The organism is Pedobacter lusitanus (genome assembly GCF_040026395.1).
GTDB classification, from domain to species: domain Bacteria; phylum Bacteroidota; class Bacteroidia; order Sphingobacteriales; family Sphingobacteriaceae; genus Pedobacter; species Pedobacter lusitanus.
The window spans coordinates 1,473,431-1,496,243 of sequence record NZ_CP157278.1; the positions used below are offsets into that span (position 1 = coordinate 1,473,431).

Genomic DNA, 22,813 nt, shown 5'->3' on the forward strand with positions numbered 1-22,813 from the left:
CAACAATTAAAAATCTAAAATGGCAACAACTTTTTCCAATTCTTCTGGTGTATTGAAATAATGAGGTGAAAGCCGGACTGCATTTTTAATCTTTTTCTTTGGAAAATTGATCATTGCAGAACCTATAGTGCTTAAAGAAAAATAAACGTTATGCTCACGGAGTCTGGCTGCAATTTCTTCAGTCGTGTGATGGTCCATGGTCAAGGTCAGAATACTGCTAATATGTGTCCCTCTGTCCTGTAAATGCAGTCCTTTGATCTGTCCTAACTGATTTCTGAACTGAGCCATTAAATCTGCATTATACTTTTCAATATTGGCCATGCCTATATGATTAGCATATTTCAAAGCTTCTTTAAATGCTAATCTTCCTGCAATTGAAGATTCCCAGAACTCAAAACGCTTAGCAGTAGGCACCAATGTATAAACATCAACCGAAGTCCATTCGGCACCAACCATATCAAAAATCAGCGGTGCTAAACCAGCTTCAAGAGCACGATCAGAAACATATAAAAACCCGGTTCCTCTTGGTCCGCGCAGAAATTTTCTACCTGTGGCTGTCAGGAAATCGCAACCCATTTTCTGTACATCGACAACCAGCTGCCCCACAGACTGACAGGCATCAACCAGGTACCAGACATTATATTTTCTGCAGATTGCGCCAACTTCATCAGCTGCCTGAATCAAACCTGAACTGGTTGGAATATGTGTCAGGGCGACTAATTTGGGCTGATGTACCCTGACCAGTTCTTCAAATGCCACCAGATCAAGATCGCCATCAGGCAGATTAGCAGCTCTGATAATGCGGATTCCAAAACGCTTCTTTAAAGCAAGAAACGACAGCTGATTGGAAACATAATCATCATCTGTGGTCAGAATAATATCCCCGGCTTTAAATTCAATGGAAGAAATAGCCTTTGCATAAGCGTCCGTGGCGCTGGTCTGAAAAGACATATTTTCAGGAGCACAATTAAGCAATTTAGCAGCTTCAATATAAAATTCGTCAATTCCCTGCTGATTTAAACCGGCCACTGCATACCCACCGATCTGAGCTTCTTCAGTCAGGATATTCATCATCTGGTTAAATACCGTATCCGGCACCAGCGATGAGCCTGCACTATTCAAAAAAATCTTGTCCGTACACCCTCTCGTTTCTTTCCTGATTGTGTTTATATCCATTGTTAAAAATGATTTACCAAATATGTTTCAATACTAATATCAGCTATGTTTTATGACAAAAAAACAATGCGTAAAAGGTAATAAAAAAGGTTTAAACCTGCCTTACATCAAGTAGATTTATGACCTGGATCACACATAATACCTGCTTAATTGTTTTAATTGCAGTTTAACATTACAATTTATGAGTCAACCTGAATATATCAGTGCAGAGGATGCAGTAAAACAAATCAGCTCAGGACAACGTGTATTTCTACATGGCAGCGCAGCGACCCCGGTGTTTGTGATCAAAGCCCTTCAGCAGAGACATGCAGAGCTTAAAAAAGTAGAATTAGTTAGTATTTCGACCCTTGGTGACGTTAATTTCAATCATCCTCAATGGCGGGGCAGTTTCTTTTTCAATTCCCTTTTCACCTCTGCCAATACCCGTGCAGTTGTCAATAGTGCCAACGGCGATTATGTCCCTGTTTTTTTAAGTCAGATCCCTAAATTATTCAGAGAGGGCTTTTTACCGATTGATGTAGCCATTATACAGGTATCCCCTCCTGATGTACATGGTTATTGCTCTTTAGGGACTTCTGTAGATATTGCCAGGGCAGCAGTGGATACAGCAAAACATGTAATAGCCCAGGTTAACCCAAATATGCCGCGTACACATGGAGACGGCTATATTCACAGTAGTAAGATCAATTCCTTTGTGTGGCATGAATCTGTTTTACCAGAGGTCGATTATTCAGCAAAAGTGAGTGAGGCGATGGTAACTATTGGTCAGCATATCGCTTCTTTAGTAGAAGATGGCGCCACATTGCAACTGGGCATAGGGGGCATTCCAGATCAGGTATTAAAAAATCTTGGCAACCATAAAAATCTTGGATTGCATACAGAAATGTTGTCAGACGGAGTTATCCCATTAATTCAGAATGGAATTATCAACAACAGTATGAACAAGATTAACCGGGGCAAATCCATTACTTCATTTATGATTGGAACCCGTAAACTTTATGATTTTGTCAACGATAATCCGAGTATCAGAGTGATGGATATTTCATATGCAAACGACACCAGTGTGATCCGTCAGAACCCAAAAGTTACGGCAATAAATTCTGCTATAGAGCTGGACTTAACTGGTCAGGTTTGTGCAGATTCGATGGGAACTTTTCAGTATTCCGGCATCGGCGGACAGATGGATTTTATTCATGGAGCATCACTGTCTCCCGGAGGAAAACCGATCATCGCATTACCATCAGTTACCTCAAAAGGGATCTCCAGAATTGTACCATTTCTGAAAGAAGGGGCGGGAGTAGTAACCACCCGCGGACACGTACACTGGGTAGTTACCGAGTATGGAAAAGTCAATCTTTTTGGAAAAAGTCTGAAGCAGCGGGCGAAGGCATTAATTGAACTTGCGCACCCTGATCACCGCGAAAATCTGGAGAAAAAGTGCTTTGAAAGGTTCGAAACTTATTTCGAATAGCAATTTTAACAAAACAGAACTAATTAATATTCAGAATTTAACACAAACCAGTTAAATAAAACATTAACATAATACTTTTACCTCTGGATTAGCTGATCCGATCCAGAGGTTTACGGTCGCCGCCGGGTTGCGCCTTGTATTTACTGGGCGTAAGACCGGTGACTGCTTTGAATTGTGTAGACAAATGTGCACTGCTGCTATAGCCCATTTGATAGGCAATCTCATTCAGATTAAGCTCTCCGTATTCGAGTAATTCTTTAACCCTGGTTACCTTCTGCTGGATGATATATTTTTCAATAGTGATTCCTTCCACGTCAGAAAAAAGTCTGCTGAGATAGACATATTCTTTGTTTAATTTGTCTGCAATTATGCTCATCAGACTCTGCTTCAATTCGAACAGATTTGAATAATGAACCAGTTCAATAACCTGTGTTTTCACCTGTTCAACCAGCTGGTCTTTATCCTTGTCAATCAGTTCAAAACCCAGCACCTGAAATGCCGAAGAAATATCCTGTAGTTTTGCCGGATCCGGATCTGGTGAAACAGTTACTTTTCCCAGAGAGATTTCACTGACAGAGAACCCAAGATTCTCCAGCTGTTGCCTGACGATAAGAATGCACCGGTCACAGACCATATTTTTAACGTGTAGTTGCATATCAGATTGATTCAGCCTGGAAGCCGGCCTTTTTTAAAGTTTCTACTATTTCGTCTTTCAGGTTTTCGTTATCAACTGTAGTTGTCAGAATTTTATCGGCAACATTGGTATCAACACTCCATTCTTCCAGTCCGGCCATAGCATCTAAATGAGGAGTTACCGTTGCGATACATCCGCCACATTTAATAGTTGTTTTAAATTTCAGAGTTTTCATAATTTCTATTTTTAAAGAGAGAGTGTGTTTAATAAAATTAGTTTATTTTAAGGAGTTTTAGTCTCAGGCTGTTTCCAACAACCGAAACTGAGCTTAATGCCATTGCAGCCCCCGCGATCATCGGGTTAAGCAGAAAACCATTGAACGGATACAGGATCCCCGCAGCTAAAGGTATTCCAATCAGGTTGTATATAAATGCCCAGAATAGATTCTGACGGATGGTTCTAACAGTGGCCTGCGAAAGTTTCAGTGCTTTGGGTACCTGTCTCAGGTCCGAAGATATCAGTGTCAGTTTCGCTACGTCAATTGCGATATCAGATCCTTTGCCCATTGCGATTGAAAGATCTGCCTGTGCCAGAGCCTGGCTATCATTGATTCCGTCCCCAATCATGGCTACAATTCTCCCTTCCTGCTGCAGGCTTTTTACAAAATCTGCCTTTTCTGCTGGCAACACGTCTGCCTTGTAGTGTAAAATCCCCGCCTGTTTCGCAATTGCAGCTGCTGTAAAGGCATTATCTCCCGTGAGCATATAAACTGTTATCCCTTGCGACTGCAGCTCTTCTACAGCCTGCTTTGAGCCTGACTTAATCTGATCAGCAATCGCGATAACTGCAAGTACCCGTTTGGTACTGGTAAAATAGATCACGGTTTTAGCACTTTGCTGAAATCCATGAACTACTTCCTTTAATTTTCCAGGAAGCTCTTCACTCACCTGATTCAGGATTTTATGACTACCTGCAAAATAGGTCTCCCCGTTAAAAACGGCTTCGACACCTCTTCCTGTCAGACTTTTAAAATCTGTAATTACAGCAGCGCTGATCTTCATATCCCTGATATAATTTACCACAGCTTCTGCCAGCGGATGTTCCGATTGCTGTTCCATGGCAAGAAGTACACCAGCCAATTTTTCATCATTTTCTACATAATTATCAACCCATTCAATACCAGTAACTAAAGGTTTACCTTCAGTAATCGTTCCGGTTTTATCCAGAATTACGGTATTCACTTTATAACCAGATTCCAGGGCTTCAGCATCTTTGATCAGCATTCCATGTTCAGCTCCCTTACCAATTCCGACCATAATTGCTGTTGGTGTGGCCAGTCCCAGTGCACATGGACAGGCGATCACCAGTACAGTAACCATAGCCATCAGTCCCTGACTCAATTTGTAATCACCGCCAAACAACAGCCAGATACCTAAAGTGAGAACTGCAATAAAAAGAACTATAGGAACAAATATACCCGCAATCTTATCTACCAGTTTCTGAACCGGCGCTTTTGAGCCCTGCGCATCCTGTACCAGTTTAATAATCTGAGCCAGTAATGTTTCGGAGCCTACTTTTTCTGCGTGAAATTTAAAGCTTCCCTTTTGATTTATTGTACCTGCAAAAACCTGCGCTCCGGATTCTTTGAATACCGCAACCGGTTCGCCACTGATCATACTTTCGTCCACATACGAATGACCTTCGTGCAGTACACCATCTACCGGAATCTTATCTCCTGGTTTAACCAATAACAGATTACCTGCTTTAACATCCGATACAGCTATTTCGTGTTCTCCGTCGTCAGTGATAAGTATCACTGTTTTTGGCTGAAGGCCGATTAACTTTTTAATTGCCGATGAAGTATTCGATTTCGCGTTCTCTTCCAGCAATTTGCCCAGCATAATAAAAACAATAACTACAGCTGCAGCCTCATAATACACATGAGGATGAATACCTTTACTATGCCAAAACTCAGGAAAGAAGGTATTAAACACGCTAAACAAGTAAGAAATACCAGTACTCAGCGCAACGAGGCTGTCCATATTTGCTCTTCCGTGTTGTGCCTGTTTAAAAGCGTTGATGAAGAAATTCTTGCCAAACACGAATAAAACCGGTGTAGTTAAGACAAGCATATAATAATTTGCATAAGGAATGTCCATCAGAAACATTCCGATAATGACTACCGGCAAAGTCAGAATACCAGCCAGAACAGTTCTTTTTTTCAATGCGCTATAGTTCTGTTGCTGTACTTCTTCTTGTTTTTCTTTTCCGTTCTGTGCGTCCAGAATGAGGTCATAACCTACCGACTGTACGGCAGCCTGAAACTTTTCAGGAGTGATCTTATCAGGCTCATAACTTACTTTGACCTGTTGTGTGGCGTAATTGACTTCTGCGCTTTTTACTCCATCCTGAGCTTCGATCATCGATTGTACACTGGAGGCACAGCCTGCACAGGTCATACCTAATACCGGAAGAGAAATGGTTTGGAGGTTTGCTATATCTGACATCTTATTTAATTATAGGACAAAGATAGCCCTCACTGGCTCCAAACACTTACATCATTTTGTTATAATTTTACAGAATAATGCATGACCAGTCAGTCTTACCCCTACCCTTTCTTTCTATTAAATTATCTTGCCGGGCAGATAACTAATTCAGACCAGCATATTGAAATTGCAGCTTAGTAATACAGCCCAGAGAATTAATTTCAATAAAAATGAATTTCGATATTTCCCTATATCTTAACAAGAAAAACATATTTATGAATAGAAGATTAATCCTTCTGTTGGTCTTTGGGCTTTTCTATTTCAAAACTTTTACTGCTGTTTTGATTTTTAAAGCGATTGAAGAAAAGAAGCTGAGTCTTACCCAACCAATTGATAAATATTTTCCGGCTATTAAAAACAGTAATAAAATTACAGTTGCCGATCTTCTGAGTCATCGAAGTAGAATTCATAATTTCACGAATGATGAAGAGTATTCCAAATGGAGTACGACAAAGAAATCAGGAGAAGAACTTCTGACAATTATAACAAAGGGAGGAAGTGATTTTGAGCCAGGCAGCCGTGCAGCCTATAGTAGTTCAAATTTTGTGCTGTTATCATTTATCCTGCAAAAGATTTATAATAAAGAATACGCTGAACTATTAAAGGGTAGAATTCTTGATCCCTCAGACTTAAAAAACACCTATATTGGTAAAAGAATTGACGTGAAGAATAAGGAGAGTAATTCATACAGCTTTGTGGGCAGCTGGAAAAAGGAACCAGAAACCGACATGTCAGTTAAGGTATCAATTATGGAGGCAAATGAAATTTAATATCACCGCGTATATAGAAGCAAAAAAACATAGCACAATAAAAACTGCTTATTTAGAATCTGATTGTTAATATTCATCAAATTAGCCCTACCTATTCTTTAATGATATTGGATACTCCTGATATAAAATTGGTATGATGATAACTTAGGTTTTCATCATACCTTGCAAAATAACAGGAAGGATAAATCAATATATGATTGTCCTGATATTACTCACAATTAAGCGATTAAAATGACTACAAAACAATTTACCTTTTGGATGATTATTGCCTTTTTGATGATCATTGTTAGTTTCAAAAAATCTGAACATTCAGCTCAGATGGACAATGGAGACTTTCAGAAAATTGACACATATCTTCAATCGATAATTGACACGGCAAACGTTTCTGGTCTGGCAATAGCTATAACAAGCGGACCGGAGGTAGTCTATAGTAAAGGTTTTGGGGTGACCAACATAGAAACCAAAAAAAAGCTGAAACCTGGATATAATTTTCATATTGCATCTATATCTAAGACATTTGTAGCAACAGCTGTAATGCAGCTTTCCGAAAGGGGTAAAATTGACATTGATAAACCTTTAATCACATATCTTCCTTATTTTAAATTGAATGATGAGCGATATAAAACCATTACGATTAAACAGATGCTCAATCATACTTCTGGAATGCCTGATGTAAATGATTATGAATGGGAGAAAGCAGTGGCAGACGAAGGCGCAGCAGAACGGTACACCCGAAGTCTGTCCGATCAAAAAATGGTTAGCAATCCGGGAGCCGAATTCCATTATAGTAATATGGCATTTGATGTGATGGGCGATTTGATCGCGAAAGTTTCAGGAATGTCCTTTGAAAAATATGTAAAGGACAATATTCTAACCCCTCTGGAAATGAAGGAAACTAGTTTTTATTTTCCTGAGACCAAAAAGAAACTACGTACTACTCCACATACAGGTAAACCACCGGTAGTAAGGCCAGTATATCCATATAATAGAATGCATGCGCCAAGCTCTACTTTAAATACAAATGTGTTGGATTTATCGCATTGGGCTATAGCAAACATATATGGTGGAAAATATAAAAACAAACAAATTATCTCTCCTTCTACATATGCTATGATGTTTGCACCAACCTTTATCATAGACCCAAATCAAAAAATATCAATAGGATTAAGCTGGTTTATGCGCCCCGATAATGGAGTAATGAATTACTCACATGATGGAGGTGATTTAGGCTATAGAAGTAGCTTGACTATAATTCCAGAAAAAAAAATAGGGATTATTATATTGAGTAACACGGATGAAATCCAGATACTGGAAGTACGTGATAAAGTACTCGATATTTTACGCTCCACAAGCAGACTGTAATCTATACTTGCAGAATTTTTGTTGCTATTGGCGTTTCAAGTTAGTTTATAAAGAAAAGCCATAACATTCTTACGATAATTCCAATGGTTCCAATTATGATAACAATAAGATCATGATTACCCTGTTAAACGGTGTTTACAATAAACCTCTCAAACTTCCGGATTTCACAACGGTTGAAGTTTCCGATCAGGATTTAGAACAATATTCCGGTATCTATTCCACTAAAGAGATCCCGGTAAAAATCACGATTACCAAAAAAGGAAAAATCCAGACTATACAGGCAACCGGACAACCTACATTTGTTTTAGATGCTAAATCATAAGTCAGATTTCTAGCTGAACCAACGGGATTTGATTTAGAGTTTAACCCGGCTAAAAATCAGATTACGCTAAAACGTAAGGCTGAAACTTATCTTTTCACTAAAGATTAAACACCTTTAGTATCATTAATCCCAGGATTAGTAATCCAGACCATACACCCCCCGAAGATTTTTCTTCGGAGGTTACAATCAACCCGGAAAGCTTACTCAAAAACATTCAAGAATGCGCTAGCCAAACAGGCTATCCAACCAGGCAACCCGGAAAGCTTACTCAAGAACATTCAAGAATGCGCTAGCCAAACAGACTATCCAACCAGGCAACCCGCTAGTTTATTCAAAAACACCCAAGAATGCGCTAGCCAAACAGACTATCCAACCAGGCAACCCGCTAGTTTATTCAAAAACACCCAAGAATGCGCTAGCCAAACAGACTATCCAACCAGGCAACCTGGAAAGTTTATTCAAGAACATTCAAGAATGCGCTAGCCAAACAGACTATCCAACCAGGCAACCCGCTAGTTTATTCAAAAACATTCAAGAATGCGCTAGCCAAACAGACTATCCAACCAGGCAACCTGGAAAGTTTATTCAAGAACATTCAAGAATGCGCTAGCCAAACAGACTATCCAACCAGGCAACCCGCTAGTTTATTCAAAAACACCCAAGAATAAGCTAACCAAACAGGCTATCCAACCAGGCAACCCGGAAAGTTTATTCAAGAACATTCAAGAATACGCTACCCAAACAGGCAACCCGGAAAGGTTATTCAAGAACATTCAAGAATACGCTACCCAAACAGGCTATCCAACCAGGCAATCATATAAACATCCAGTCAGGCTAATCAACCAAACAAGCCACCCAACAAGTAAACCAATTAGCCACCCAACCTCACCTCCCTGCCCAAATTCCCCCATTGAGGTACCCCCTTTACCTATTTGATATTCATTTACAAGTACTACCTGTGGTGAGAATTAAAAGAAGCTATACCTGTTTGCGGGCATTGTTCATCCCTTCAGATGAACGTCGACCGCAAACAGGTATAGCTTCTTTTAATTCCTCTTGTAAATAAATTTCAAATCCACGTAAGGGTAAACCTTAATCCCGTTGTCCCTAGATTAAAACAGCAACAAAATGAATATAAAATCTTACACAAACAGCATGTTAAAAGCTACCATGCTAACACTTTTAACCAGTACTACCCTTTACGCACAAAACAAACCGTCCAGAACTCATATCGGATTAGTCTATCCCCTTAGTAGTAACGGCAGACACGCACCCCTGGACAGCAACACCTTTTCCTTTAACCTGATTGCAGGAGTGTCCGCCGCAGAAGACGGCTTTACCCTTGCCGGTCTGACCAATATCATTCATCACACCTCTAAAGGCGTTCAGATTGCAGGATTCTCCAACCATATCGGTCAAAAAGCAGAAGGCGTAAGAGTAGCAGGTCTGCTAAATACTTCAGGAGAAAGTGAAGGCGTATCAGTTGCAGGCTTCCTGAACAAATCAAAAGATATGAAAGGTGCTCAGGTCGCCGGTTTTATGAATCTTGCAAAAAAAACCGATGGCTTTCAGCTGGCAGGCTTCCTGAATAAATCAAACGATATTTCTTTGCAGATTGCAGGATTCGCGAATCTCGCAGACGACGTACAGGGCCTGCAGCTTGGCGGCTTTATGAATAAATCCAAAAATGTTTCCTCGCAGGTAGCCGGATTCCTGAACATCGCTAAAAAAGTAAAAGGCGTACAAGTTGCAGGCTTCATGAATGTGGCAGATAGCTCTGATTACCCTATAGGAATAATAAACCTGATCAAAAACGGAGAAAAAAGTCTGGGGGTGACCGTTGATGATAACCTTACTACCCTGTTAACTTTCAGATCAGGCGGAAGAATTCTTTATGGAATCCTTGGAGCAGGTTATAACTTCAAAAACGACAAAGAAGTATACGCTTTTGAAGCAGGTGTCGGCGGACACGTATACACTTCACAAGCTTTCCGTTTAAACCTCGAACTGGCAGCAATATCTTTGGACAGCTTTAAAAGCGGAGAATACTTAAAAACTTCCATCAGAATACTGCCTGCATTTAAGATCACTCCGCATCTGGAAATTTTTGGAGGGCCGACTTTCAATTATGTAAATACCAATACAGCTGAAGGCAGAAAACTGACTGAGAAATTCATTTCCAAATGGGATAGTGAAACCAGTACCAGATTCCAGGGGATTTATGCAGGCTATACAGCAGGCATACAATACATATTCTAAGTAAAATCAGATTAACTATTATCATCAGCAAACCAGTATATGACCTTATTCGGAAAAGCCCTTAAAACTACTAAAATCATTATTATCGTACTGTTGACTATAATAGGCTCTTTAAGCGCACAACCATTGGGTGAAAAGACACCAGAATCAGCACGCATAGAAAACCTTTTGTTTTTTGTACAGAGAAACCCCGATGCCAATACTGTCATTTACGAATTGAATCTCAATGAAGACGGTACCCTTTGCAGTGAGAATCCCGTTAAAGTATCCTGGATCAGATATGCTGAAGACGGGAAAAGAGAAGAGCTGAGCAGTATAGAAAGAAAATATGTTTATGGCGTACAGAGTCAGCGTTTGGGGAATGATGAATATGAGATCCATCTGATGGCCTACAAACAACTCCCTTTATACCTGAAACGCTCTGAAACAGATAATAAATACAAAATCTATATCAAAGATGAAGGACAGCCCTATTTGCTGAAAAGAGTATTTATCAAACTGGACAGATGTTCTTTCTGGTACCCTAAAGTAAGATATATTGACTTGGTGGCAGTAGATACAGCTAACGGCAAAGCGATTTTACGAAGAATTAATATTTAAGATAACCCGATTAACAGATTGTACAAGAAGCAGAATTCTAATATATTTGGAGAAGAAATACCACGTGGAATTAACCAGAACTGTGACACAGACTACATCTATTCAATACGATGACGCCGCTTTTGAACAATTGTTCAAAGCGCATTACAAGGCACTGCATATCTATGTAAACACCATGATCCGTGATGATGAGATGGCAGAAGAGATTGTGCAAAACAGATTCATGAAATTCTGGGAAAACAGAGAGCTGCTGAATATTCAGACTTCAGTTAAAGCCTACCTGTATAAATGTGTCTATCATGACACCCTGAATTTCCTGAAACATGAAAAGGTAAAAACACGTTATCAGAATTATACAATGCACTCTTCTCAGGTAAGTGAACCTGCATCACACAGAATAGAATTAAATGAATTGGAATCCAGAGTACATGGGGCTATGGAAGACTTACCTGAACAATGCAGGCTTATATTTCATATGAGCAGGTTTGAAGAGTTAAAGTACAGAGAGATTGCCGACCAGCTGGGACTTTCTATCAAAACGGTAGAAAGTCAGATGGGTAAGGCTTTAAGAATATTACGCTTAAAGCTGGTTGATTTTTTAGCCCTTATTCTACTGGGAATAATGTTTTACAAGGATTTTTTGAATTAAGATGGGCGATAGAGATGAACTTTTAATAAAGTATTTATTAAACGAAACAAGTACCGAAGAAAATGCTGACGTACTGCAGTGGATAGCTGAAGATCCGGCTAATGAGACTTATTTTGACCATTTCAAACAGATTTGGGAAACCAGTAAAGGACTGGAACCCACCAGTCAGATAGACGAAGAACTGGCCTGGAAGAAATTTAAAACCAGAGTAGCTCCTTCAGCTCAGCAGCAAGCCGTTATTGTTCCGTTAAGAAATAAATATGGCTGGCTTAAAATAGCTGCCGTTTTCCTGATTGCTGCCGGTTTATGGAGTACATACCGTTTTTTTATAGCATCAGATTATATCGCTGTTGAAGCCGGAAAAGAAGTTATGGTTAAAACGCTGCCGGACGGTTCAGTATTAACACTGAATAAAAATGCGCTGATGAGTTTCGCCAGTGATTTCACCAATCACAGAGCAATCCGTTTACAAAAGGGAGAAATATTCTTTAAAGTAACACCAAACAAGGAAAAGCCATTCATCATCGATGCAGATAAGGTAGAAATAAAAGTTGTGGGAACTTCTTTTAATGTTAAACACGTCAATGAAGAAACAGAAGTCATTGTTGAAACCGGTATCGTTAAAGTAAGTATCGGATCTGCCAGTATTGAACTCCATAAAGGCGAAAAAGTCAATGTAAAAAAAGGCATGACAACCTTAAACAAGGAAACAAATACAGATCAGCTATACAATTATTACCGCAGCAAGGCCTTTATGCTGAATAATACACCTTTATGGAAAGTTGCAGAAACTTTAAATGAGGCCTATCAGGTAAATATTGTTATTGAAGACCCAAAAATCAAAAATCTAACGCTCACTACTACCTTTAAAGAAGACTCACTGGATCATATTTTACAGCTGATCTGTGAAACACTAAATGTTAAACAAGTACACAGTGAGGGCAAAATACTATTGGTAAACAAATCATAATGAATCTAAAATTACTTGTCCTGTGTCTTCTATTTTTTTTTAGCTGCAAAATTTATGCGCAGCATAGTCAGGCGGGAAATTTATCCAGAAAAGTAACTATACAGGTAAAACAAAAAAGGATAAGTGAAGTACTGAGCCAGATCAGTACTTCCGGTAATTTTTACTTTTCCTATCAGGGTAATCTGTTTAATGCAGATAGTCTGGTTAATCTTTCCGTACAAAATACTGCTGTAAACACTGTCCTTGACCAGTTATTTGCTGGCAGGATAGATTATAAAGAGAACGGTCAATATATTATTCTCCGCTCTGCGGGACTACATCTGACCATAGAACCCGACAATATCACTACTGCTGAACGTTTATACCTCATCAGTGGTTATGTCATTGATACTAAAACAGGGCTAAAAATCAAACAGGCCAGTGTTTATGAGAAGCGATTGCTTCAGTCCACATTAACCAATAATGACGGCTACTTTAAACTTCGATTCAAAGGTGATTATAACGAAGTCATCCTAACAGCCAGTAAAGAGGCTTACCGGGATACTACACTTATCTTTCTTTCTAATATTACCATCAAACCAGAAGGATATGAAGACACCACTTCGCAACGTAAAACCAGGATAAGCAACATAGTAGAAAATATGGGAATCGGAAGATTCTTTGTTTCATCCAAACAAAGGTTTCAGAGTTTAAATATATCCGGCTTCCTGGCAAACAGCCCGTTTCAGGCTTCCCTCACCCCTGGCCTGAGTTCACATGGGATGATGAGTTCACAGGTGATCAACAAAGCCTCTTTTAATGTTCTGGGGGGCTATTCTGCAGGACTGAATGGTCTGGAGATGGCTGGTTTATTTAATATGGACAAAACAGATGTGCGTTTTATACAGGTAGCAGGATTGTTTAATATTGTGGGCGGATCTGTAGAAGGCGTGCAGCTGACAGCCGCTGTAAACTCTGTGATCGGAAACATCAGCGGAATACAGGTTGGCGGCCTTGTGAATAATGTACGCGGAAATGCCACCGGCATGCAGTTGGCAGGAGTTGTAAATATGCTGAATGGAAACATGAAAGGATTTCAGGCCGCAGGTATCTACAACCTGACCAAACAGAACGTTAACGGTATACAGTTTGCCGGCCTTGCCAATACGACCAGAGGGACGATGAATGGCCTCCAGGTAGCAGCGCTGTTCAATTATGCAAAAACAGTTAAAGGTTTACAAATTGGTCTGGTCAACGTCGCTGACAGCTCTTCCGGATACAGTATCGGACTACTTAATCTGGTTAAAAAAAATGGTTATCATAAAATCAGCCTGTCCAGTAATGAGCTCATCAATACCAACCTGAGTATCAAAACCGGTACTCAAAAGCTCTACAGCATTTTGATGATCGGACAAAATTTCTCGGATACTGCCAAAATCAGAACTATAGGTTTCGGTGTAGGTCATGATTTCCTGATCAATAAGAGACTGTCTATCGGTACCGAATACACGGCACAGCTTATTTATACCGGTCTGGGGAACAATTTGTCAGGTCTGAACAAATTTCAGGCAAATCTGCAGTTTAAAATATGTAACGGACTGACCATTTTCGGAGGTCCGTCTTATTCCCTGTATGACACGGATTACCCGGATGGTTCTGGCGTAAAAGGCTATAAACAACATGTTGCACCTGATTATGCGCATGCATTCAGCAATAAAGTCAAAGGCTGGCTGGGCTGGAATGCCGGAATTACCTTATTTTAAAAAACCCCCTTTACCAAAATGGTAAAAGGGGGCACAACACACACATAAGGTCTTTATATTTATTGATGTGTTACTATTACCGAAGGGAAATAATAACCATCGTAAGAAACTGTCTTTTTAACCGCTGCAGTTACCGGATCATAAAAATACAAGTTGTTAGCTTTGAAATTTTCTCCGAAACCAGACTGCACAGTAGATACCAATAACTGATCCAATTTTGCATCATAACATAATCCGGCACCATAAAAAATCTTTCCTGCCGGTAATTTTAAAAATGCAGCCTGCAGAGAAGTCTGATTTCCCGGTATATATTTGTAGATTTCAGAACCACCGCTAAAAGATCCGTTTTTAGCAAAAAATACAGCATTTTCTTTAGCAGAAGCAGTAATGGATCCGGGATGCCATGCTCCCCATGAACCAAAAATGCTAAAAGGTACTGCAACCTCCTGAACATCAAGAGCTGCATTGACTTTAAACAATTTAGTTCCTCCTGCAGCCCATATACTGCCATCAATTGTACGGGCAAAACCTACAGATGCACCTGCAATTTTCTTTACTACTTTATAATCATTAGCATCTAAAACTACAACCCCATCAGTTGAAGAAAGTACGAAAACAGCATTACCTTCTTTGATCATATCGCCAACCTGTCCGCCTACATCTGCAATCTTCTGTCCGACAACCAGGCTATTCAGATCAAGCGGATACACTCCTTTTCCAGAGCTAATCAGACCTTTACTTTCGCTGATACCAACAAAAGAACGCCAGTCATTACCACCCTGTGAAGGAATACGTGCCAGTTCTTTCATACTATATTTATCCGTAACCACCATTGGTCCGCCTACCTTTGAAACCAAATAGAATTTTTTATTAAAAATAACGCCTGACTGCAGTGTAGAAGATTTAGGTTCCTGATCTTTACCAGGGTTTTCTTTAACAAAAACACTGTCCTCCATCTTGCTGGTATTGTACCGGTAAAAACTTACTGTTCCTGTTCCGTGACCAAACCAGCCTTCATTCACTATATAAAATCCATTTTCATATTTACCCCAAACGTGTATCTGATAATCAACAGTAACTTCACCGCCGCTTGTTGCTGCTTTGAAGCTGATTTTATAATCTCCCTGATCTGTCCCCTTAAAGGTAAAAACAGAATCAGATCCTTTACGTTCACCATTAACCGTCCAGCTATAAACTGCATTTTTAATATTGTTTAGTTTTGGATGCAGGAGTAAAGCATCATTCACTGTAATCGAATCTTTCCCCCCCTTAGCTAATTGTTCAGCCACTTCAGGCTTAACTAAAAGCTCTTTTTCATTGTCCTTTTTACAAGATGCGATTGCCAGCATAGCTAAACCGGCAAACACATACGGCATTGATTTTTTAAAATTCATTGTATTGATTAGTTATTAAAGATTTAAATCTGCGGCTCCTCTTACTTCAGTAGAAATTTCACCCAGCATCGTATTGCCCTTTTCATTCTGCCCTGTATAAACCTTTACAAAATCTATAGTACCCAGATTCACTGACTGTCCGCTGCTGTTTACTGCCCATGCAATATCAAATGAGTTATACATGTTATCAGCATAATTATCACCTGCTGACCAGCTGTCTGTATATCCCCACGCAAAAGGATTATTAATAAAGATTTCACCACTCTTACCCCAGGTAGACTTTAATAAAGTCCCGCTGAAAGTTGTGCTCACCTGATTTGGCGCAAACAAAGGATAATAATTATGATTATGGTATCTGTTGATCTCAACCTGTCCTGAATTTCCCTGATTATCTGTCCAGTTTACATTTGCAGTAGCATTCGGATTAGTATAAGTGATCTGATAGTTTTTGATAGTTCCTGCAGCATTATATTCACTACCTGCCAGTTCATACCACTGATCATCAGGTAAACCATTTCCGTTGGTATCCTGGCTTACCATTACGATACCTGGTTCCGACCATTGTAAAGTGGGGCCTAATGGATTACCATAAATAGCAAGATCATATCCCTGTCTGTTAGTAACAGAGTGATCAAATCCAAAAATAATATAACCACCATAACCCCCCAGAGAGATCATTCCTGTCTGATTTACATCGCCAATAATACGTTGCGCTCCGGCCAGGCTACCCAGGCTTTCATTGATAAACTGTCCCGGTGCAGGCAGATATTCAAATACTTTAGAAATGAATTTGCTGCTTCCAGCAGTAACTTCTCTTACAGGAGCTTTGGCATCAGGCTTAACGTCATCATTAGCGTCCTTTTTACATCCTGTAAACGCCAGAGCTGCAACCAGTGCGATTGCAAGAGGTTTTAAATTAGTTTGTAGAGTTTTCATTGGTTTTTTATGTTTTAAGATTGATTAATAAACAAAAGCAAAATGTGCAGGGATATCGCCCGTGGTTACCTGGTATTTCTTTTTACCAGCCGGGTCAAAACTGTATAAGGTACCAGGAGAAACATAATCCCTGGCATCAGTTACAAATACATCCTTTGTAAAAGGATTAACTGCTATTCCATAAGGGATACTGATTTCTTTATCCGTTCCGTCAGTAATGAATTTTTTATCGGTCAGCACTTCATTTTTAACATCAATAATACCATAGGCAATTACATATCCGCCGGTTACATAACTGAATTCAGTGCTATAGAAATAGGCAGAATCATCATCAATAGCCAAATTACTTACGCCGATATCAAAGGTCTTCTTCACTTTGTCAGTCTTGGTATCAATGACAAAAAGTTTAGAAGGTATATCATAATAATCACCTCTGGAAGTCACATATAAATCACCGTATTTATCGGCTTTAAGGCGATGCAGGTTAACCGCAACATCAATTTTATTGATAACCTGAAAGCTGTTTAAATCAATTACAGAGACTGTTCTTTCATAATTACTTGGAGTATAACCACCAGAATTGGCAACATATAATTTTTCTCCGACAACAGCCATTTCTTCCGGCTGACGGCCAACATCCACTCTTCTGGTTTCTGTCAGTGATGTCGTATCAATCTGTGCAACAATACCATTTGGAGCCGCCGGATCCCCGACCGTACCCAGATAAGCACTTACATAAGCTTTACCTTTACTGAAAGTAATATATCTGCAGTTTGTGATATTAATCTGCTTGATACGTTTACCTGTTTTCACATCCATCACTTCGACTTTATTGGAGATATTAACCACTACGTACAATTTAGATCCGTACACACCGATATCATTACCCACATCTCCAAGGCCTTTGACAACCTCTGGATTAGCCTGATTATAGATATTTTTGCGATAAACACCTGTTGTTAAATCCATGTAATCCAATGAAGCTCTGTTCATGTTCATGTTTCCTTCATTAACCAGGTAAAATCCTTTGGCGGGTGTAGGTTTTGCCGGAGGCACAACTACCACTTCTTCAGGAAGCGGCTGCGGGTCTTTCCTGCAGGCAAACAGAGATACTGATAACAAGACTGCCAGTGATAAACGATAAGTAATTTGTTTTTTCATTTCTTTTATATTTTGGTTTTAATAGGAATATGCTAAGGTGAACCGGTAAGAACGGCCGGGCATTGGAAAATTGGTGATCACATCATAATACTGGTTCAGCAGATTATTAACTTCTGCTGACAGCCGGAAGCGCTGTCTGCCCATGATCCTGGTATAGTGAAAAGCAATATCATGCGTATACCAGGCAGGTACATAATTATTGGCATTATTGGCACTCTGGTCATATCTCTGCCCGGTATAGATATAACTATAGTTCATCGCAAAGTTTTTCCAGTCTGCGCCTAAAAGAAAAGTACCACTGTTCAGAGGGATATAAGGTATCTGATTCCTGTAATTCAATTTGACATCAGTTACATTCAGTGCCTGCTGATAAGTATAGGTAAGCCCGGTATTCAAAAGTAAATCACCAGCAATCTTCCAGGCAGTCTGCACATTTACATCCAGTCCTTTAATCTCCACACGACCAATATTCTGCATACTCCAGCGGAACAGGTTGGCTCCCGGTACAGCAACAATCTTATCTTTAACCGTATTATAATAGGCATCTGTCTGAACGGAGATCTGCTGAAGGAGTTTATTTTCAAAAGCCCTGATATAAGTAAACCCTAAATCATACTGTTTTGTATATTCCGGCCGGAGAAATGTATTACCAATCTGAGTATAGTATAAATCGTTAAAAGTCGGCATCCTGAAAATGTTCTTATAGAAACTGCGGATGCGGAACTCTTTAGGATTAAAAGGCTGCCAGGAAACCATTACTGTCGGCGAAAGCATCTGTTTATTCCCGGCAGAATAATATTGTTCTACCTTATCATTGACATAGGTATTTAACAGATTGGCCTGTATATCTATTCTGTTAAAATGTATCTGTGAAGCCACTGCGGTCAACAGTGTATTCCTGGTGGGATACGGAAATCGTTCCAGATTAGCGTCCAGCGTATTACGCTGATAGTCACCAGATAATACAACATCCCAGAAGGAGTTGATTTTATAACGGTTAGCCAGTGATAAATAGAACTCCCGCTGTTTATAAACATTATTTAACAGTCCATCCTCTTTGACATAATCAGGATTCAGATATCTGCTGTAATCATTTGCAAATTTTGCAGCTACCATCAGATTATACCGGCCCGCTTCTTTTTTATAGGTGGTTTGCGCAAAGAAATTCTCATTCCATAAACGTTGGGTAAAATCATAAACACTGTTTACAATTGCCCCAGGCAGCCCCTGTTTATCCTTATAGAAATAAACTTTTGCCGTCCATGCACTGCTGTCAGGCAATTTGCCATTCAGCCCTGCCTCTATCCGCATGGTTTCTATATCCGCATTTTTCCGCACGAATACAGAGTCATATACCCCATTGGTATAATGAAATTTATATCTGCCATTGGCATTCTTATATTCTGTACTGACAGAAGCTGATACCTTCTCACTGATTTTGTGCTGCCAGAGTAACGTTGGGTTGATCAGACCAAATGAACCCGTTTTAACAGCAGCTCTGATATGATTATATTGCCCCTTTTCAAACTCTGGCTGTCTGGCATTCAGATAAACAGAACTTCCGGAAGCAAAACCTCTGGCTGATTGAAAAATATTGCTTTTCTGCCCGTTGTACAATTCTATCTCTTCAATATTATCTAATGAGAATTTTCCTAAATCAACCTGACCGTTCTGCGCATTTCCCAATTGCACCCCATCATAAAAAACAGCCGTATGATTAGTTCCCATACTGCGGACATTAATCGTCTTTAAGCCTCCTATCCCACCATAGTCTTTCAATTGTACTCCAGAAAAAAAACGGATAGCATCAGCTACAGATAAACTACTTATTCTTTCCAGGTCTTTGCCCGATAAAATTTGTAAAGGAGAGGCTGAAAGCTGGCGTTTACCCAGTTTAACTGCGCGGATAGAGACTTCATTAAGCTCTTTCGCTTTTTTAACAGAATCAGTCTGGGCAAAAGAACTGCAGGGCATAGCAAGTCCTAGCCATAAGATAGCAGAAAAGCCGAAAAAAGAATTACAGATGCCATCAAAGGCAAATTTTCTTTTGATCATTTTGTTGTGAGGGTTACCCACAGCAAACAGCAGATTAAGGAAATGATTACGTCAGTAAAAAGCGCTCACCCCTAGCTTCAATCCCCGAAAGCTATGAAATTATAACGCTAAAGGCAGGTCTTCTGACTTACTCCCGGATATTCATGCCTTCCCCATGTTTTATCATGAGTGGCTGGATATGAATTCCGTTACAGAGCTTACAGCTGCGGGACAGTTATGGATTTACACCATATTCCCTTTTAATCCTGATCGGTGAGACCAGGAACCAAAAGCAACGCAAAGGTATTAAAATAAGCGATATAGATTAAGATCCGATTAAAATTTAATCCTCTCCCATTAATTTTCTCTTGTACTCTTCCAGTTTAGCCATTTCCTCTTCAGGAAGTACAGGGTATTTGAGTTTCATCCCTTTAAAAGTTTCTTCCAGAATCTGACTGATAGTTAACCGGGCAAACCACTTTTTATCAGCCGGTATGATATACCAAGGGGCATTCTCAGTCGAAGTTTCGGTAATCGCATCCTCATAAGCAGCCATATAATCTTTCCAGAGTGCTCTTTCAGCAATATCGCCTGATGAAAATTTCCAGTTCTTTGTAGCATCATTGATTCTATCCAGAAAACGTATCTTTTGTTCTTCTTCAGATACATAAAGAAAGAATTTAAGAATCACTGTTCCATTTTCAGTAAGCTGCTGTTCAAAATTACGTATACTTTCATAACGCGCTTTCCAAAAATTTTTATCTATTTTTTTCACCTCATCATATCCGGGAATCCTTTCATTCAGAATATATTCCGGATGAACTTTACAAACCAGCACATTTTCATAATGCGATCTGTTGTGAATACCAATCTTTCCCCGCTGAGGCAGTGCGATATAATGTCTCCATAAGAAATCATGCGCATACTCACTGGCATTAGGTGTTTTAAAACTATGAACCTCACAACCCTGAGGATTCAAACCAGACATCACATGTGCAATCGCACTATCTTTTCCCGCAGCATCCATTGCCTGAAAAATGATCAGCACCGAATGCGAGTTTTCAGCATACAGCGTTTCCTGATAATCACTTAGTTTTTCCTTAATTGCTGTAAGTGTTGCCTTACCGACCTTTTTACCAGTATCTCCATCATAATGGGTACTATAGTCCTTTAATCTGATTTTCTGCCCTGCTGGTGCTAAAAAGCGGTCGGTTTCTTTACTCATGAGGTTTATAATTAAAAATATTTAGCTGATGGTCTTATTCAGCATAATTTATGCCAGTTACAATTGCAGGATAATTAAAACAAGGACTTTCATATTCTGATAATTTCATTGCTTTATTTCAACTTATTCCCTAAGCTATAGTTTTTAATGAAGATTTAACACATTCTTCGCCGGGAGATATTAATACGATCCATTTGTCTCCTTCAAAAATTCCCCTATAGATTTACATATCTGACAGATAGCAATAAAAAATCTATTTAAAACTCTCAAAATGAAAAAAAACATGCTGTTAACAGTACTGTTTGTAATTACAGTACTGGCTACAAACGCCCAGGTCGGGTTCAGACTTAAGCCCCGCACCTCAACTATTGAAGAAGGTATTACTCCTCTGATAACCATTAAGGATAATACAACTGGTATCAAAGATGGTATGCCTCCTTTGACCACTATCGGGAAGGATAAGTCCAAAGTCGTTTATAAGACGCTCGACATAGTAGATTACAATTATAAAACGACAATTAAAAAGGACAAAGATGTGGTATTGCAAAAATTAATACAGGACCTTTACGATAATTCTATCAAAAAGGATGGTAAAGCTCCTTTTAGTCAGACTGTCCTTCAAACCAAATCAGACAGTGTAAAACGACTTCAAAAAGAAATAGCAGGCCTGCAGACTACAATGGATAGCCTGTACTATATCTATGTAAAAGACCTGATGACCTACAGAAGTATTAATATGGGGTTCGGATCTTTACGCTCCAGAGCCTTTTTTGATCTCATTTATGGAAACCAGGGAAAGAGATTCAATGCACTTGGAAACGCTGGCGTCAACTTTGGCAACAACACAGGTTCCGTCTATTCTGAACTGGTAAATGGTAATCTGGGTCTGTTCAGGGTTAGTCTGGGAACCATGGTATCCAGTAATAGTACTACCGATAAAGATGAAGCTAAAAAAGAAGAGGCCTATCAGCGGCTGATTACTTACGGCGGTAATACCGTTTTGAATTTTGAATACCCCCTGGCCTATCTGCACTCCAAAAACAACCAGTACAATCTGGTTTCGAGATTAATCACTAAGGGTACTGCAGATTTTCCGGCATTTGGAACAATCACGGAGAAGTGGGCAGGCAGTGGTTCCCTGGGCATCGATATTTATGCTGATGCGGCTACAAGCAATAATTCCCTGCGGTTTTTCTGCAATTTTAATGCAAGTAAATTATACGGTACAGATGTTTTCAGGGACAATCTGGGCATTAATAAATCAAACTTCACCTTCGGACAAGTGTCATTGGGCCTTGTTTTTCTGGAAAGATTTAAAATTTCATTCATCATAGCTACAATGAGTTCTGAAAAAAGTTTACAGAACAGGCATGTTATTGCCGGAGGGCAGGTACTGAATTAGATCTGCATATCGTTTATCAGCTCAATCTATTTTATAATGGCAAAAATTTTAGTGATTTATTTACGTTAATTTGCACATAATGTTCTTTGAACCTTTTTGAATTTATAAGGTATGCAGATTACCGCTTATATTTGGGCGCCAAATCTGCTTACCTTATAAA

At 39.5% G+C, this 22,813-nt stretch carries 19 protein-coding genes and 1 riboswitch; of the genes, 10 read left to right on the forward strand and 9 right to left on the reverse strand.

Annotated elements, in window-relative coordinates; translation table 11 throughout:
• Positions 1–6: 6 nt before the first annotated feature.
• Positions 7–1,176 carry an aminotransferase class V-fold PLP-dependent enzyme gene (locus tag PL_RS06235; protein WP_041887008.1) on the reverse strand — a complete coding sequence of 390 codons (1,170 nt, stop codon included), beginning with the start codon at positions 1,174–1,176 and terminating at the stop codon, positions 7–9.
• Positions 1,177–1,357: 181 nt separating this feature from the next.
• Between PL_RS06235 and PL_RS06240 the strand changes: the two genes are divergently transcribed.
• Positions 1,358–2,647 carry an acetyl-CoA hydrolase/transferase family protein gene (locus PL_RS06240; protein WP_041887010.1) on the forward strand — a complete coding sequence of 430 codons (1,290 nt, stop codon included), beginning with the start codon at positions 1,358–1,360 and terminating at the stop codon, positions 2,645–2,647.
• Between the two features lie 88 nt (positions 2,648–2,735).
• Here PL_RS06240 and PL_RS06245 read toward each other — a convergent pair whose 3' ends face one another.
• From PL_RS06245 to PL_RS06255, 3 genes are read right to left on the reverse strand one after another with little or no spacing between them, the layout of a single operon-like run.
• Positions 2,736–3,302 carry an AraC family transcriptional regulator gene (locus PL_RS06245; protein ID WP_041887012.1) on the reverse strand — a complete coding sequence of 189 codons (567 nt, stop codon included), beginning with the start codon at positions 3,300–3,302 and terminating at the stop codon, positions 2,736–2,738.
• 1 nt (position 3,303) lies between these two features.
• Positions 3,304–3,516, reverse strand: a complete 213-nt coding sequence (locus PL_RS06250; RefSeq protein WP_041887013.1) for a heavy-metal-associated domain-containing protein — start codon at positions 3,514–3,516, stop codon at positions 3,304–3,306.
• A 37-nt stretch (positions 3,517–3,553) separates the two neighbouring features.
• On the reverse strand, positions 3,554–5,788 hold the full coding sequence (locus tag PL_RS06255) for a heavy metal translocating P-type ATPase (protein ID WP_041887014.1): 2,235 nt from the start codon (positions 5,786–5,788) through the stop codon (positions 3,554–3,556).
• A 254-nt stretch (positions 5,789–6,042) separates the two neighbouring features.
• Here PL_RS06255 and PL_RS06260 point away from each other — a divergent pair, with 254 nt between their 5' ends.
• The 8 genes from PL_RS06260 to PL_RS06295 all read left to right on the forward strand — a co-directional run bounded on the left by PL_RS06260 (position 6,043) and on the right by PL_RS06295 (position 14,501).
• Positions 6,043–6,597, forward strand: a complete 555-nt coding sequence (locus PL_RS06260) for a serine hydrolase domain-containing protein (RefSeq protein WP_348621239.1) — start codon at positions 6,043–6,045, stop codon at positions 6,595–6,597.
• Positions 6,598–6,828: 231 nt separating this feature from the next.
• Positions 6,829–7,959, forward strand: coding sequence for a serine hydrolase domain-containing protein (locus PL_RS06265; protein ID WP_348621241.1), 1,131 nt, complete (start codon positions 6,829–6,831; stop codon positions 7,957–7,959).
• 112 nt (positions 7,960–8,071) lie between these two features.
• Complete coding sequence (locus PL_RS06270; RefSeq protein WP_041887020.1) at positions 8,072–8,281, forward strand: hypothetical protein; 210 nt, start codon at positions 8,072–8,074, stop codon at positions 8,279–8,281.
• Positions 8,282–9,409: 1,128 nt separating this feature from the next.
• Positions 9,410–10,540 carry a hypothetical protein gene (locus PL_RS06275; protein ID WP_041884238.1) on the forward strand — a complete coding sequence of 377 codons (1,131 nt, stop codon included), beginning with the start codon at positions 9,410–9,412 and terminating at the stop codon, positions 10,538–10,540.
• Positions 10,541–10,579: 39 nt separating this feature from the next.
• Positions 10,580–11,140: a DUF4833 domain-containing protein gene (locus PL_RS06280; protein WP_052496462.1), complete on the forward strand. Its 561-nt coding sequence runs from the start codon at positions 10,580–10,582 to the stop codon at positions 11,138–11,140.
• A gap of 46 nt (positions 11,141–11,186) precedes the next feature.
• Complete coding sequence (locus PL_RS06285; RefSeq protein WP_235324603.1) at positions 11,187–11,789, forward strand: RNA polymerase sigma-70 factor; 603 nt, start codon at positions 11,187–11,189, stop codon at positions 11,787–11,789.
• A gap of 1 nt (position 11,790) precedes the next feature.
• The gene (locus PL_RS06290; RefSeq protein WP_041884233.1) at positions 11,791–12,759 is read left to right on the forward strand and encodes a FecR domain-containing protein; all 969 of its coding nucleotides are present in this window, start codon (positions 11,791–11,793) and stop codon (positions 12,757–12,759) included.
• A complete protein-coding gene (locus tag PL_RS06295) occupies positions 12,759–14,501 on the forward strand; it encodes a hypothetical protein (RefSeq protein ID WP_348621245.1) in 1,743 nt (580 codons plus the stop codon). The genes PL_RS06290 and PL_RS06295 overlap by 1 nt, the downstream gene beginning before the upstream one ends.
• 59 nt (positions 14,502–14,560) lie before the next feature.
• Here PL_RS06295 and PL_RS06300 read toward each other — a convergent pair whose 3' ends face one another.
• From PL_RS06300 to PL_RS06320, 5 genes are all read right to left on the reverse strand, one after another.
• Positions 14,561–15,895 (reverse strand): DUF5074 domain-containing protein, encoded by a 1,335-nt coding sequence (locus PL_RS06300; RefSeq protein WP_052496460.1) that lies wholly within the window; start codon positions 15,893–15,895, stop codon positions 14,561–14,563.
• A 15-nt stretch (positions 15,896–15,910) separates the two neighbouring features.
• Positions 15,911–16,831, reverse strand: coding sequence for a hypothetical protein (locus PL_RS06305; protein ID WP_041884232.1), 921 nt, complete (start codon positions 16,829–16,831; stop codon positions 15,911–15,913).
• Positions 16,832–16,855: 24 nt separating this feature from the next.
• Entirely contained in the window at positions 16,856–17,992 is a 1,137-nt protein-coding gene (locus tag PL_RS06310; protein WP_041884231.1) for a YncE family protein, read from the reverse strand.
• A gap of 18 nt (positions 17,993–18,010) precedes the next feature.
• Positions 18,011–20,047, reverse strand: coding sequence for a TonB-dependent receptor (locus PL_RS06315; protein ID WP_052496459.1), 2,037 nt, complete (start codon positions 20,045–20,047; stop codon positions 18,011–18,013).
• Between the two features lie 95 nt (positions 20,048–20,142).
• Positions 20,143–20,332: riboswitch (cobalamin riboswitch) on the reverse strand.
• A 37-nt stretch (positions 20,333–20,369) separates the two neighbouring features.
• The gene (locus PL_RS06320; protein WP_041884229.1) at positions 20,370–21,251 is read right to left on the reverse strand and encodes a polyphosphate kinase 2 family protein; all 882 of its coding nucleotides are present in this window, start codon (positions 21,249–21,251) and stop codon (positions 20,370–20,372) included.
• Between the two features lie 271 nt (positions 21,252–21,522).
• Between PL_RS06320 and PL_RS06325 the strand changes: the two genes are divergently transcribed.
• Positions 21,523–22,653 carry a hypothetical protein gene (locus tag PL_RS06325; protein ID WP_348621247.1) on the forward strand — a complete coding sequence of 377 codons (1,131 nt, stop codon included), beginning with the start codon at positions 21,523–21,525 and terminating at the stop codon, positions 22,651–22,653.
• Positions 22,654–22,813 lie beyond the last annotated feature (160 nt).

Excerpts from the sequence above, each read along its gene's own strand:
- PL_RS06300 (WP_052496460.1), bottom strand. The coding sequence starts at position 15,895 with ATGAATTTTAAAAAATCAATGCCGTATGTGTTTGCCGGTTTAGCTATG.
- PL_RS06240 (WP_041887010.1), top strand. The coding sequence starts at position 1,358 with ATGAGTCAACCTGAATATATCAGTGCAGAGGATGCAGTAAAACAAATC.
- PL_RS06265 (WP_348621241.1), top strand. The coding sequence starts at position 6,829 with ATGACTACAAAACAATTTACCTTTTGGATGATTATTGCCTTTTTGATG.
- PL_RS06290 (WP_041884233.1), top strand. The coding sequence starts at position 11,791 with ATGGGCGATAGAGATGAACTTTTAATAAAGTATTTATTAAACGAAACA.
- PL_RS06255 (WP_041887014.1), bottom strand. The coding sequence starts at position 5,788 with ATGTCAGATATAGCAAACCTCCAAACCATTTCTCTTCCGGTATTAGGT.
- PL_RS06295 (WP_348621245.1), top strand. The coding sequence starts at position 12,759 with ATGAATCTAAAATTACTTGTCCTGTGTCTTCTATTTTTTTTTAGCTGC.
- PL_RS06275 (WP_041884238.1), top strand. The coding sequence starts at position 9,410 with ATGAATATAAAATCTTACACAAACAGCATGTTAAAAGCTACCATGCTA.
- PL_RS06315 (WP_052496459.1), bottom strand. The coding sequence starts at position 20,047 with ATGATCAAAAGAAAATTTGCCTTTGATGGCATCTGTAATTCTTTTTTC.
- PL_RS06245 (WP_041887012.1), bottom strand. The coding sequence starts at position 3,302 with ATGCAACTACACGTTAAAAATATGGTCTGTGACCGGTGCATTCTTATC.
- PL_RS06270 (WP_041887020.1), top strand. The coding sequence starts at position 8,072 with ATGATTACCCTGTTAAACGGTGTTTACAATAAACCTCTCAAACTTCCG.
- PL_RS06260 (WP_348621239.1), top strand. The coding sequence starts at position 6,043 with ATGAATAGAAGATTAATCCTTCTGTTGGTCTTTGGGCTTTTCTATTTC.
- PL_RS06320 (WP_041884229.1), bottom strand. The coding sequence starts at position 21,251 with ATGAGTAAAGAAACCGACCGCTTTTTAGCACCAGCAGGGCAGAAAATC.
- PL_RS06325 (WP_348621247.1), top strand. The coding sequence starts at position 21,523 with ATGAAAAAAAACATGCTGTTAACAGTACTGTTTGTAATTACAGTACTG.
- PL_RS06280 (WP_052496462.1), top strand. The coding sequence starts at position 10,580 with ATGACCTTATTCGGAAAAGCCCTTAAAACTACTAAAATCATTATTATC.
- PL_RS06235 (WP_041887008.1), bottom strand. The coding sequence starts at position 1,176 with ATGGATATAAACACAATCAGGAAAGAAACGAGAGGGTGTACGGACAAG.
- PL_RS06250 (WP_041887013.1), bottom strand. The coding sequence starts at position 3,516 with ATGAAAACTCTGAAATTTAAAACAACTATTAAATGTGGCGGATGTATC.
- PL_RS06305 (WP_041884232.1), bottom strand. The coding sequence starts at position 16,831 with ATGAAAACTCTACAAACTAATTTAAAACCTCTTGCAATCGCACTGGTT.
- PL_RS06310 (WP_041884231.1), bottom strand. The coding sequence starts at position 17,992 with ATGAAAAAACAAATTACTTATCGTTTATCACTGGCAGTCTTGTTATCA.